This is a genomic window from Bradyrhizobium elkanii USDA 76, assembly GCF_023278185.1.
Classification (GTDB): Bacteria; Pseudomonadota; Alphaproteobacteria; order Rhizobiales; family Xanthobacteraceae; genus Bradyrhizobium; species Bradyrhizobium elkanii.
Map to the genome: position 1 here is coordinate 4085077 of NZ_CP066356.1, position 12450 is coordinate 4097526.

Genomic DNA, 12450 nt, shown 5'->3' on the forward strand with positions numbered 1-12450 from the left:
GCGATGGCACACGTCCCCTCCTTGTTCGATGTCGGTAGCGTCACTCACGCCGGACGGGTGCGGGCCCGGAATGAGGATTCATACCTGGTAAGAACCGACGTCGGCCTGTGGGCCGTCGCCGACGGTATGGGCGGCCACGAGGCGGGCGATCTTGCCAGCCGCATCGTGGTGGAGTCGCTTGATGCGATCGGCGCGCCGGACTCCGCGGCGGACCTGTTGGCGCAATGCGAGGCGCGTCTGTTCAGCGCCAACCAGCAGATCCTGGCACTCAGCCATGAAAGGCAGGGTGCCATTGTCGGGACCACAACGGCAGTCCTGCTGGTACGCGACGGCCATTATGCCTGCATCTGGGCGGGTGACAGCCGGGTGTACCTGATCAACCGCCACGGCATCACACAGGTGTCGCACGATCATAGCGAGTTGGAGGAACTGATCGCCGATGGCGCGCTATCGCGCGAAGAGGTCCAGGACTGGCCGAGCAATGCCATCACCCGGGCTGTTGGTGTCGTCGCCGATCCCGAGCTCGAGGTGGTGACCGGTCCGGCCGAGCCGGAAGACATCTTCGTGATTTGCAGCGACGGCTTGACCCGACACGTGCGGGACGACGAGATCGAGCAGCACGCGGCCACTCGCCTTGCCCAGACAGCCTGCGACGACATGCTCGCGCTCGCGCTTGATCGCGGCGGGCTCGACAACGTCACGATCGTGATCGTGCGGTTGCTCGCGCCACGATCCTCGGAGCCCACGAGGACGCCGCTCGATCCGGAGCCGCGACCATGAGCGCGAACGATCCGTTTCGGTCATCCTACCGCGGTGTGCCGGCCGGCACCCGGCTCAACGGCATCTACGAGATCGAGGCGATGATCGGGGCAGGCGGCATGGGGGAGGTCTATCGATGCCGCGAGATCCAGACCGGATCGCCCGTTGCGGTCAAGATGCTGCTTCCCGACATGGTCGACAACGAGGCGGCGCTTGTGCTGTTCCGGCGGGAGGCAGCCGCACTTCACAATCTTCCGCACGAAGCAATCGTTCGCTACTTCCTGTTCACGGTCGAACCCGCACTGCAGCGCCCGTATCTGGCGATGGAGTTTGTCAACGGGCGCTCGCTGTCGAACATGCTCGACGATGGGCCGCTGACCTTCGAGGCGCTGATCAAATTGATGCGGCGGGTCGCATCGGGCCTTCAGGCCGCTCACGAGCACGGCATTATCCATCGCGATGTCTCCCCCGACAACATTATCGTGCCGCTCGACGATGTAAGGCGGGCGAAGATCATCGACTTTGGGATCGCCCGGTCAACGCAGATGGGCGACAAGACCATCATCGGTTCCGGCTTCGCCGGCAAGGACAATTACGCGTCGCCGGAACAGGTCGGCCTGTACGGCAACGATGTCACCGCGAAATCCGACGTCTACAGCTTTGGTCTCGTGCTGTTCCATGCCCTGACCGGACAGAAGCTCGATATGGGCGGGAGCCAGTTTCAACTGGTCGAGAAGCGTCGGCGCGTGCCCGATCTCGGCGCAGTCGACATGCGCATCAGGCCGCTTCTCGAGAGGATGCTGCAGCCGGACCCGGCCTTGCGCCCGACCATGGCGGAGGTCGCCAACTGGACGCCGACGGGTTCGGCACAGCCGTCCGCAGCACCGCTCTACGGCTTCGATCCATTGGCGAATTCTCAGGCTGGTGCATCTGCGCCGCAGGAGCGGGCGCCATCGACCACGCGGGACTCCCGCCGCATCTGGCTCGGCGCCTGCGTCGCGGGGTTGCTGCTTCTGCTGGGCGGCGGTGGGTACACCTTCTATAAATTTGTCTGGAGGACATCGGGCTTGGCGGCTTTGCCGCCACCTCCGAAACTCGCCGGGACATCCACGCCGCCGAGCGAGCCTGCTCCGCCACCGCCAGCACGTCAGGAGCCGGTGAAGCTGCCGTCTCAGCCGACGTTGACGCCGTCTCCGTCCCCCGACGGGCCGGGTCGAGCCGAGCGCATCCGCAAATATGTTGCCCAATATGCGGGCGGCGACTGCTTCTTCATCCTGCCTGTTGCCGTGAGCTCAAGTGCAGCCGTCATTGAAGGCTTCGGCGCTTCGACCGCCCCGTTCGATACCTTCGACAAGGCGTTTCGAAAGGAGCAGGGATTTGAGGCGTCGGTCGGCGTCAGGCAGGTGAATCAGGCACAATGTCCGGCCGTCAAATTCCTCAGTCAGGTCGGAAGCGATCAAGCGCGTGCGCCCCGCATCAACCTGTCGGCGACGGAGCTGAAGGCCGGCGAGACCCTCAATGGGACCGTCGAGAATTTTGCCAACCGGGTGGTGGAACTGCTCATGGTCTCGGATCGCGGCGAGGTGCGCAGCCTGTCCTATCTCCTGAAGCCGGGCGTCGACTCGCTTTCCTTTGCCCTGCCGATGGAGCGTACGACCGGTCCGCAACTCCTGTTGGCCGTCGCAGCCCCGCGGGTCCTGGATTCATTGCGCCAGCCGCGACCGATGGCTGCCGACACATTCTTCCTGCAGGCGACGAGCGAAGCTCAACGCGGCAACGTCACCATCACCGCGGCTGGACGGTATGTGATGCTCACCAATTGAGCCGCCGTTCAGAATCTGCCGATCATCAGGATCTTCAGGTCGGCATCCGGCTTGAAGTCGCTCGCCGTGAACTGCCGCGCGTTGTCGGCAGATGACGGCTTGAGATGCCCCGGACAAAAACTGACCAGACGGTCGTCGCCGCCCGGATCGATCGTCAACGTGAAGGACCGGATTGGTCCCGCCCAGTTCGCGCCCGTCTTGAGCACGTAGGAAATGCGCCGCTCCTGCAGCTTTGCGGTATTGGCCTGGCTGTCACCTGTGCGCTTGTCCAATTCGGCAAGGAACGCGTCCGTAACGCAATAGTCTCTCCGGTACCGCTCGACTTCCGGACCTAGCGCTGCGCTGCGACGCAGGCCCGAGCGCAGGACCGTGTCAGGGCTGGAGCCGACGCTCGGGCGATATTGATGTTCGACGGTGACGGTACGCGCCGCTGGAAACACCTGCTCGCGAACGGCGGACGTCTTGGTTATCCAGCCGGGCGTATATTGCTGGCGACCGTTGTCGCTCATGCCGGCAGGCATCAGAAGGCCATCATCGATCAGCTTCGTGCGGGTTGTCGCCGGCAGGTCGGCGACCCGGATCTCCCGATCACCGAGCGGCAGCAAAGGCAGTTTGAACTGACGGAGGAGGGCGGTGACGTCCTTGTTGCCGACCATGGCGCGCTGGTCGATGGTCAGCGGCACCGCGTTGCCGTCGATCCTGGTTTCGAACGCGACGAAGTTGACTGGATCGCTCGATGGAAACGCAATGTTCTCGGCTTCGGACAAATCGATGTCGGGCAGCGGAAAGGCAACGGTGAGCGCAACCGGCTTGCTCGTCTGGTTGACGAATTGGTAGCGAACGCTGACCCGGTCCAGCCCGATTCGAAGCTCCTCGCTCGCCATGGCCACGTCCTTGGTGCGGACGAATTGCAGCCCGCCGATGGACAATTCTGCCGCCGAATCGTTCGCCCGCGCAGGCCAGCCGGTTGCGGCCAACAGAACGATCATCAAGGCTCGCGACCTCAACGACAGCCCGCTTAACGCTCCATTTGCCATGCCGGCCTCCATGCGGCGCCGCAGCGTGTGTCGGTGTGGGTCAATCGATCGCCTGGTAAAGGTCGCCCCATTCCGGCTTCCAGACGCCATCGGGGTCGCAAACCACGATCGCGAGCTTCATGTCATTGGCGAGACGGATTGCGCCGCGAAAGGCATCCTGGGCCGGCAGATCGGCGCTGACCTGGTCGCTGCTCAGGCGTCCCCCGCTTGCGGCGGCCGGCAACACGATTGACCCGGAGGCGCCGGCATTGTCGCGTCTCAAAACCAGCGTAATCGCGTCGGGCTGGATTTCGCTGACTTGCTCAAATCTGTTTCGGGCCATGATTTTGCACTGCAAGCTGAAGGAGTTCGGACTATCACCGTCCAGTGAAAGAGTTGAACGGGATCGGGGTTGCTCGCCACTAATTGACGCTGCACTCGTGCAGTCTTGGATTAGGCAGTCTTGGATTAGTCGGACTGACGCCGCATTCGGTTCGGTTACATTGAGGCGGATATGCTTCGTCGATCTAGCTGGATCTGGCTCTCTATCGTCGGCGCGGCCATAGCTGCCACCGGGGCTAGGGCCGACGATGCGGTCGTGCGAAGCTTTGCCGGCGGTTCGGCTGCATCCATGGTGGGGATCGTCGCGGCCAGCCAGGACGTCGAACTCGCGGGCCCGCAAGCGCTCAGCGCTGACGGGCAGGGAAACCTGTTTGTGCTCGATCAAATCAATGGCCGCATTCTGCAGTTCGACCCCAAACAACCGAACACGGCTCCTGACATCCTGAAGATGCCCGGCGATGTGCAGCCCACCGACCTCGTCGTCCATAACGACGACATCATGGTTTGGGACGGCGGCGTACGGATGCTGAAGGCGGCACCAGGCCAGTCCACCCGCGGGCTGGGCGGAGACGTGATCCAGCTGGAGGAAGTCTCATCCCGCGGAACCGACGACCAGGTCGCCATTTCGGCCTTCGCGCAGATGGGCTCCCAGGCGCTGAGCAGCCCGACCGACTTGCTGGATCAGGATACTCGCGCGGCCATCGTGAGGACCACGCGACAGCCCGACCGGCAATATATCGCCTCGCGCAGCAAGGGATCGGTGATCGCCGATATCATTCCCGACAAGGGCAATGCCGGGGTTCGGGTCGAAATCCAGACCATGGTCTCCAACGAGACCATCGGTCAGCTCGGCCTGCGGGTCCGCAACCAGCTCGGCACCGTGGAGTTTCTCGAGATCGACAACAGCGACCGCTTCTACGTGCTGGCCGAGGACATTCCTCCGTCGGGCAAGAATGCCTCCACCTTCGTCGCACGCTATGCCGCGAACGGACGGCTTGAGGGGATCTACGAGCTGCCGCTGGAGAACACGCCCGTGACCCGGCGGTTCGTCACCGTCTCGGGCGACGGCGATGTCTATTTTCTGCGCACCAAGCCGGATGGTGTCGAGGTGGTCGGTGTCGGCTTCCGCCCCCTGGGGAAGGTGTCCGTCATTGACGTCAGGCCGTCGCGCACGGCGGCCGCGCCGGCGGCGGCGCGGCCGGATATCAAGTTCAATGCGACCGCCGCCGTGCGGCCGTCCAATCGTCAGCAGGCGATCGAGACCGCCTTCGCGTTTGAGGGCATTCAGTGGAAGCTGACACCGGCCAACTACGGCAGCGATCCCGACAGCCAATGCTCCGGTTTCAGCCGTATTCGCCGGCCGTGGTATCTGCAGGGCAAGGTAAACCAGGAAGTGCGAGGCGTGCCCTATTGCTGGGGCTGCCACGGTTCGCTCGCGAATTTCCGGCAGCGGATCGACAGCGGGACGCTGGCGGGCAATGTCTGCACCCGCAACGAGCCACGGCCGGATGTGGCCGGTGTCGACTGTTCGGCATTCGTCAGCGCCGCGTGGGGGCTTTCCGTCCACTACACGACCGCCGCCATCCCCGCGATCGCCGCGCCCGTGACCAACCCCTGGGACCTCAAGCCTGGTGATGCCCTGAACAAACCGGGTTCCCACGTGATGTTGTTCCTGCGGTTCACCCCGGATCGCAAGGCCGAGGTCATGGAATCCTCGACCGGTGGCTGCAACGGTCGGGTCTGCCGCAACGTCTATCCGCTCGCAAGCCTGCTCGCGCGCGGCTACGTTCCGGTCCGCTTTCGCGCGTTCGCAGACGATCAGACGACCGTTTCCGCGAACGCCTATCAGGAGACCGAGGCGCCGACAGGCCGCAAGACGGCGAATAAACGGCGCTGAACCTGAGGTCTTGCCAAGACTACAGATGAACAAGGCTACAGATGAACATGGATCACCGCCTGCGCGCTGGTTTCCGGAGGTCCGGACGGCATTCCTGCCGCTCTGCCTTGCCGTGCGGTTCCAGGGCGGACCTGCTTGATATCGAGGTGGATCGCGATGCGAACGTTCAAGGGCTTTGATCGAAGGACCGGTTGGCTGTGTGCCGCCATCCTGCTCGCTGCGTTGATCGGCCTGCCACTCCAGCGCGCGCATGCGGCGGGTGAGCTGTCGATAAGCAATCCTGACGGTGCGGCTCTCCGGGCGCTCGTCATCGGGATCGACGACTACCAGCATGTGCGCAAGTTGAAGGGCGCGGTCGCCGACGCCAATGACATCGTGTCGAGCTTGAGGACCATGGGCGTCAGCGATGTGGTCGAGCTGACCAATGCACAGGCCGACAGGGCGAGCGTGCTGCGCGAGATCAGCTCACTGGTGGAGCGGACAAAGAACAACGATCTCGTCTTCCTGTCGATCGCGGGCCACGGCACGCAGGAGCCGGAGCGGATCAAAGGCTCCGAACCGGACGGAATGGAGAACGTGTTCCTGCTGCCCGAATTCGCGACCACGCCAGCCGGGTCGGTCGAGCGTATTCTGGGAAGCGAATTCAACCATTTCATCCGGCAGTTCGAATTGCGCGGCGCAAGGGTGATCTTCGTCGCGGATACCTGCCATGGCGGCGGAATGGTGCGCGATATCGATCCGCGTGCGGCTGAGATGAGCTTTCGACAGGTGCCGCGCTACACGCTGCTGGTCGATGAATTGAAGCCGGTGTCGAGCAGCGACGACCCGAAGTCCGAACTCGATCTCGACCACACCGCGTTCATCGCCGCGGTCGATCGGCACACCAAGGCTCCGGAAGTGCGGATTCCCGGGATCGATGGCCTGCGCGGCGCCCTGAGTTATGCCGTCGCGCGCGCCGTGGAGGGCAACGCGGACATCAATCATGATGGCAAGGTGACTTTGAAGGAGCTTTTCAGCAATGTCCGGCAGGTGGTCTATCAGCTGTCCGACCAGCGCCAGAACATCGTGACGGTATCGTCGCCGGCACAGACGCCGGAAACCGAGGTCGCCTTCGAATTGACGCGCGGCGTGGTGCTGATCCAGGGGACGGCCGCGAGAGCTGCCTCCGGCCAGGTTGCCAACGTCGTGTCCGCCGAGAAACAGATCCCTGCGCCACCGGCCGTTACGGCCAAGTCGCAAACTGCTCCAACCAGTGCCGCTGCGACCGCCCCGGCCGCGCCCAGTGCCGCACTGCCGCCGTTCCGCCTCACCACGCCGATCCGCCTGGCGGCGCTTGACGGCAAGATGAACTATTTCACCAGCGTCAAGCCACAGGACGCCAGCGTGCAGGCCGTTCAACCGACTGATAATCCCGACCTGATCTGGGATCCCGTATCCCATGACGTGATTGCCTGGGGCGACGTCGTGGCCTATGGCGTTGACGTTGGCGGCTTGACGACAGTTGTCAACCGAACCGCGGCAATCCGGGAGCTGAAGCGCATGGCGACGAAGTCGCCGCAGCTGATGCGTATCTGGCCGGATGATCGACAGCAGCGCAGCGGACAGACCGTCGAGGTCGAATTGTCCGACGTCGGTTCACGGGCGGTGCTGCTGTTCAACGTGTCCGGCGATGGAACTATCCAAATGCTGTATCCGGTGGGGTCCGATGCCGCGCTGGCTCGATCGGCAAATCTGCGGCTGCCTCTCCGGGTGGGCGAGCCGTTCGGTGCCGAGCAGATCGTTGCGGTGACCTCGCAGCAGCGGATGGTCGATCTGGAGACGGTCCTGATGCAGCTCAACCGGCGTCGTGCCTCGGGGCAGGTGATCAAGAGTCTGGAGCGCTATCTGCCGGCTGACGCGCGGATCGCGTCAATCGGCTTTTTCAGCGTTCCCTGACAAAGCTGTGACAGCCAGTCATGTCGCCAGCGAAACTGTTTTCCCGGAAGCAATCCTGGCTCGCGCTCGTACCGTTGCTGGCGGGAAGTGGGGTCGCGTGCGCGGCGCCGCCGCCATCGGCATTTCCATCTGCAGCGACGAACGTTTCCTTGCTCTGGCACGTACAGGCCCCGCGCGGCCCGGCAAATGCTGCCGGCGTGACGCTTGAGATCCTGCCGGGTCCAACTGTCAACATTGGCGGCAAGGTGTCATTCGGCGTAACCGCCCGGAAGCCCGGCTATCTGATGCTGGTGGATGTGGATGCGGAAGGGCGGATGAGCCAGATCTTTCCGACTGCCGAGCTATTGGCGCAGTCGGTCGGACCCGACATGAATCTTGTGAAGCCTGGCGTCCAATTCATTGTTCCGACCCCGGCGGCTCAGCAGCGTGGATTTGAATATGTCGTCGCGCCGCCGGCCGGGTCCGCTGTGATCGTTGCGATCCTGAGCGAGCGACGTGTGCAATTGCTCGATTTGCCAGACATTCAGCGCAAGCTTCAGGGGCCGGCCGACACGTTGAGCTACCTGTCGGATTGGACCAGTCAGCTGCGGATACCGGAGGGCGGCGGCGGAAGACTGTTGCCGAACAATTGGTCGTTCGACATCAAATCATACTCCATCAAGTAGGTAAGCGAGAATATTCCTGCGGCCGGGCTGCTGTCCGGCGTCTTGCGTGCAGGGCCCTGCGCCCTTGCCCCCGGCATTGCCGATTGCGGGAGGAGACGGCGGCCCGTACATGATCTCGAGCCGCCGTGCATGCCGTCCTAATTGCAGACCTCGACATTGCCGGTACCGCCGCCGGGACCTCCGCCGCCACGGTAATCGAGATGACACCCGCGGCGGACCGGGCGGCATAGATAAGCATCACACACGATCTGGCCGCTGCCGCCCGAGGGCCTTGCAGTCGCCTGTCGTCGTCGGGGAACATCGGCTTGCGGCTCGGAGGTATCGCGGACCGGCCGATCCGCGCGCGACGGGCGCTCATCCGTGTTGCGCTTTGCCACCGGCCTTTTCCCGCGCCGCTTCTCGCATTCGTTGTCCTCGTTCAGGAACGAGCCTTCGGCGCAGGTGATTTTGCGGCACTGGTCGCCATCGGTCTTGTAGCCGTGTTCGCAGATCAACGGGCAAACCCGGGCCGGTTTCAGCTTGATCGCATCGAGCGCATCGAGGCTTGCAAGCTTGACGTCAAGTTTGGTTCCGGCGTGCCGGTTGAACAGGGTCAGGGAGCGACGCGAGGCCGCGTTCCACTCACCGTCGATGGAGCCTGTGAAACAGCCAACCCGGCTCAACTCGCTCTGCACCGATTTGGCAAGATCCTCCTGCGGCGGCGCCGTGTTCAAGGCGGCCACCTTCGCGCCCTCGCTATTCTGGGACGGGGTCGCGGTTGCGATATTGTCCGTCTTGGCGCTGTCGGGCGTGGATCCGTTCGCGGAAAGCATGGCGACCGTTGAGGTTTGCGATGCGGTCCGCTTCCGTTCAGCCTCAGCAGCCTGGTCCTGCGCCGCCTGCTTCGTTCTTTCTGCCGCGATGCGGGCATCCTCCGCAGCCTTGAAATCTGCGGCCGCCTTTTCCTGCTCTGCTCGCTGGGCACCTTCGGACGCAAGCCGAGCCTTCTGCTGCTCCGCTTCCTGCGCTTTCCGGGTCGCGGTAACGCGCGCGTCCTCCGCGTCGATCTGACTGAGCTGAAGCTTGGCCAGATTTGCGTAATAGCCGTCGGGATGCTGGGCGAGGAACGCGCTCATGGCGGCCTTGTTACCCAGTTGCAGGGCCAATTCGTAGTCGCGACGAATCTCCGACGAAGCGTTAGCCGGCGGCGCCGCCGGCTCCTCTGCCTTTGGTACGAGCGCAACGTCCTCACCGCCCAGCGATCCGTAAACGTAGGGCTCCTGCCGGTTGCCCGTGGCTTGCAGGACATCATCGCGGACGAAGCCGAAAGCCCTGCGCAGGTCGAGGCCAGGCTTTGCAATATATTTCACCAGCGCCGTCGCGTAGGGACTGTTCGTGCTGTTGCCGTCGAGCGCGGTCAGTCCCGCCTTGGCCGCAAACGCGATCAGCGTGTTGGACACGGCGGGTTCTACCCGGGCGAGCCCGCGGCTGATCGCGCGTGAGGCGACGGTTCGCTTCATCGTGTCGGCGAATGGATTGTTGCGGCAGGCGTCAACGATCACGACGCGCAGCTGCTTCGCGGGCTCGATCGCGAGCAGGACGCGATCGAGCGAGAAGGCCTCGTCATAGATATCGGTGTCGCGTTCCAGCCTGGCATCCGTCGGAATCAGATAATTCGTCCCGTCGATCTCGATTCCGTGACCTGCATAGTAGACGATGGCGATGTCTGCATCGCGAGCTTGATCGGCGAAATCCCTCAGTGCCCGCCGCATGTCGCTCGAGGTCAGGTTCAGCCGAGACTCCACCAAATCGAACCCGGCGCCCTTCAAGGTCGCGGCGATAGCGGTGGCATCATTGGCAGGATTTGGAAGCAATGGCGCATTTTGATAGTTCGAATTTCCGACCACCAAAGCCACCCGCTTCGTTGCCCAGGCGGGCTGAGACGCCAGGAGAACTGAAGCAGCAAGAACAACAAGAACTCGGAGGAGCGTGTAGCGCATCGCGAACGTCCAAAAATCGGCTCGAAACAACGGGAGCTTTATCGAAGGTGGCCGCGCGCAAACTCCACTGCGTCAAGCGTTACGAGCGCCGGCATTCCTCCGTACAGTAACAATCCTGAGTCCAATCCATTCCTGATGTTGTCGCTTGGGGAAGCGAGAATGTTCAAGGATACACCGAAGCGTGTAGGGCCGGTGGCGGACGGCCGAATAAATGTCAGATGACCTGTAAGATATTGAAATAGCTGCTTTTTATCTTTAGCGCCGGAATGGCTGGCAGTGCCGCCATTCGGGCGGCTTCGCCAAGCGAAGCTCCATCTCTCGATAGTGATCTCGGAATTGAACTCGCATGCTCGAGCGATGCGCGTGCCGGATCGTCAGGGTGTGACGGCCGCGTCGTTAGTCTCGGTGGCATCGACAAGGTTCAGCCCGTACGTCTCGGCCGTTTGTCGCAGCCCCGGGCCTCTTCCATAGGAGCGCGAACTGCGTCTATCTGGAAGCAACGCCGATCCGTTCGAGCTGAGACGTGCGAGTCCCGAAAGAATCGAAATCTGCGTCCTCGGGAACTGGCCGTCGACGTGTGGACGCCCACCGCAGGTGTCGTTGAAATCTCTAGCGTTGGAGACGCACATGTCTATTCCGCTGAAAATCTATGTCACCTCATTTGCCGAGAAAGGTGTCGCCGAGCCTCAAAAATGGAGTGGCGAGGCCGCCAAGAAGGCACTGGATGTGGTCAATAAGATCTGGGCGAAGGCCAAGATCGCGTTCGTGATCAATGATTACGTGGAAGACAAACCGCTCGATATGGCGAAGAGCGCGCGCAACAATGATCAGCGCGTGCTGGATGTTCTCAGTCTCCGGCATGCTCCCGACAATGCGGTCCACATCTATCTCGTCAATCCGATTGTCAATCTCTCGGCCGGTGGCGGCTCATACCTTCATAGCGATCCCGAGCCGGCAAGCTTTGTCCAATGGTATGGCAATGACTTTGCCAACGGACGCGCGTGGGCCCATGAACTTGGGCATTTGATGAGTCTCGACCACGTCGACGTAGATTACGCCGATGAGAAGCAGGCCGCCCTGCGCAGCAACTTGATGACGAAGGGATTGAGCGTGGGAAGCGATTTGACCGGTCAGCAGATCAGCACGGCCAAAAGTTCAAAACTGGTGAAGCGATTTGGCGGCTGACGTCGGAACCTGTTGCTGGCGCCTTCCATGAAACGGATTACCGCCAGCCCGATCGCTCGTTCGCCCGCCAACCGCCGGAGAGACGCCATGCCCAGGATCGACCTTGCAAACGTGCCGGAACGCAAGGGGACCGGCTATCCGGCGGAGTTTGCCGCGCCGTGCGCCGAGCGGGTGCGGCAGCGTCTCGGTGATGCCGGCGGGCTCGCCGACTTCGGCGTCAACCTGATGCGGCTGCCGCCCGGCAACTGGTCGAGCCAGCGCCACTGGCACTCGGATGAGGACGAGTTCGTCTATGTGCTGGCGGGCGAAGTGGTGCTGGTGGAAGACGACGGCGAGACGGTGCTGCGGGCCGGCGATTGCGCGGCGTTTCCGAAAAACTCCGGCAACGGGCATCATCTGATCAACAGGTCGCAGATGACGGCGACCTATCTCGAGGTCGGCTCGCGCTCGCGCGCCGACGTCATCACCTGCTCCGACATCGACATGATGAGCCCGAGCTCCGACGGCCGCTTCCTGCACAAGGACGGCACGCCGTACGAATAGCCCACCTGCCGCGGTGCGCCCGAAATCGGGCGTTGCGGATTGGCCGGCGAAGGACCAATGTTCCGGCGAGGAGCTTTGGTCGCGTCCATGGCGGAATGGTATTTCATCTGGGTCGACGGTCCGCGCGGGCCCGAGCCGCAGAAATGGTCGTCGGACGCGCTGTGGGGCCAGCTGGCGCGTCAGGACGTGATTGTGCGTTTTCCCCTGAGCGATCGCGAGGCCGAATTGTCGCTCGACCAGCTCGCAAGGCTGCACCCGGTGCCGCAGTGAGCTGCGCCGCAGTTTCCGTCGACGTTCGATCCGCCG

11 protein-coding genes are annotated in these 12450 nt (G+C 63.0%); 8 read left to right on the plus strand and 3 right to left on the minus strand.

The window, feature by feature from the left end:
* Positions 1-3 precede the first annotated feature (3 nt).
* Together JEY66_RS19785 and JEY66_RS19790 are read left to right on the plus strand one after the other, a co-directional pair.
* Positions 4-780 carry a PP2C family protein-serine/threonine phosphatase gene (locus JEY66_RS19785; protein WP_026192912.1) on the plus strand — a complete coding sequence of 259 codons (777 nt, stop codon included), beginning with the start codon at positions 4-6 and terminating at the stop codon, positions 778-780.
* Positions 777-2582, plus strand: a complete 1806-nt coding sequence (locus tag JEY66_RS19790) for a serine/threonine-protein kinase (protein WP_018272193.1) — start codon at positions 777-779, stop codon at positions 2580-2582. The genes JEY66_RS19785 and JEY66_RS19790 overlap by 4 nt, the downstream gene beginning before the upstream one ends.
* A gap of 8 nt (positions 2583-2590) precedes the next feature.
* On the opposite strand, the gene JEY66_RS19795 is transcribed toward JEY66_RS19790, so the two are convergent.
* Positions 2591-3571 carry a DUF4424 domain-containing protein gene (locus JEY66_RS19795; RefSeq protein WP_026192911.1) on the minus strand — a complete coding sequence of 327 codons (981 nt, stop codon included), beginning with the start codon at positions 3569-3571 and terminating at the stop codon, positions 2591-2593.
* 88 nt (positions 3572-3659) lie between these two features.
* Positions 3660-3941 carry a hypothetical protein gene (locus JEY66_RS19800; RefSeq protein WP_018272191.1) on the minus strand — a complete coding sequence of 94 codons (282 nt, stop codon included), beginning with the start codon at positions 3939-3941 and terminating at the stop codon, positions 3660-3662.
* A gap of 171 nt (positions 3942-4112) precedes the next feature.
* Here JEY66_RS19800 and JEY66_RS19805 point away from each other — a divergent pair, with 171 nt between their 5' ends.
* The 3 genes from JEY66_RS19805 to JEY66_RS19815 all read left to right on the plus strand — a co-directional run bounded on the left by JEY66_RS19805 (position 4113) and on the right by JEY66_RS19815 (position 8437).
* On the plus strand, positions 4113-5837 hold the full coding sequence (locus JEY66_RS19805) for an NHL repeat-containing protein (RefSeq protein ID WP_026192910.1): 1725 nt from the start codon (positions 4113-4115) through the stop codon (positions 5835-5837).
* Between the two features lie 156 nt (positions 5838-5993).
* On the plus strand, positions 5994-7772 hold the full coding sequence (locus JEY66_RS19810) for a caspase family protein (protein ID WP_018272189.1): 1779 nt from the start codon (positions 5994-5996) through the stop codon (positions 7770-7772).
* 20 nt (positions 7773-7792) lie between these two features.
* The gene (locus JEY66_RS19815; RefSeq protein WP_026192908.1) at positions 7793-8437 is read left to right on the plus strand and encodes a DUF4384 domain-containing protein; all 645 of its coding nucleotides are present in this window, start codon (positions 7793-7795) and stop codon (positions 8435-8437) included.
* A gap of 137 nt (positions 8438-8574) precedes the next feature.
* Here the strand turns inward: JEY66_RS19815 and JEY66_RS19820 are convergent, their stop codons facing one another.
* Complete coding sequence (locus JEY66_RS19820; RefSeq protein ID WP_063710724.1) at positions 8575-10416, minus strand: caspase family protein; 1842 nt, start codon at positions 10414-10416, stop codon at positions 8575-8577.
* A 627-nt stretch (positions 10417-11043) separates the two neighbouring features.
* On the opposite strand from JEY66_RS19820, the gene JEY66_RS19825 reads away from it, so the two are divergent.
* The 3 genes from JEY66_RS19825 (at position 11044) to JEY66_RS19835 (ending at position 12414) form a co-directional block, all read left to right on the plus strand.
* Positions 11044-11601, plus strand: a complete 558-nt coding sequence (locus tag JEY66_RS19825; RefSeq protein WP_018272186.1) for a zinc metalloprotease — start codon at positions 11044-11046, stop codon at positions 11599-11601.
* An 87-nt stretch (positions 11602-11688) separates the two neighbouring features.
* Positions 11689-12144 carry a cupin domain-containing protein gene (locus tag JEY66_RS19830; RefSeq protein ID WP_018272185.1) on the plus strand — a complete coding sequence of 152 codons (456 nt, stop codon included), beginning with the start codon at positions 11689-11691 and terminating at the stop codon, positions 12142-12144.
* 87 nt (positions 12145-12231) lie between these two features.
* Positions 12232-12414: a hypothetical protein gene (locus tag JEY66_RS19835; protein ID WP_168857061.1), complete on the plus strand. Its 183-nt coding sequence runs from the start codon at positions 12232-12234 to the stop codon at positions 12412-12414.
* The last annotated feature ends 36 nt before the right edge of the window (positions 12415-12450 follow it).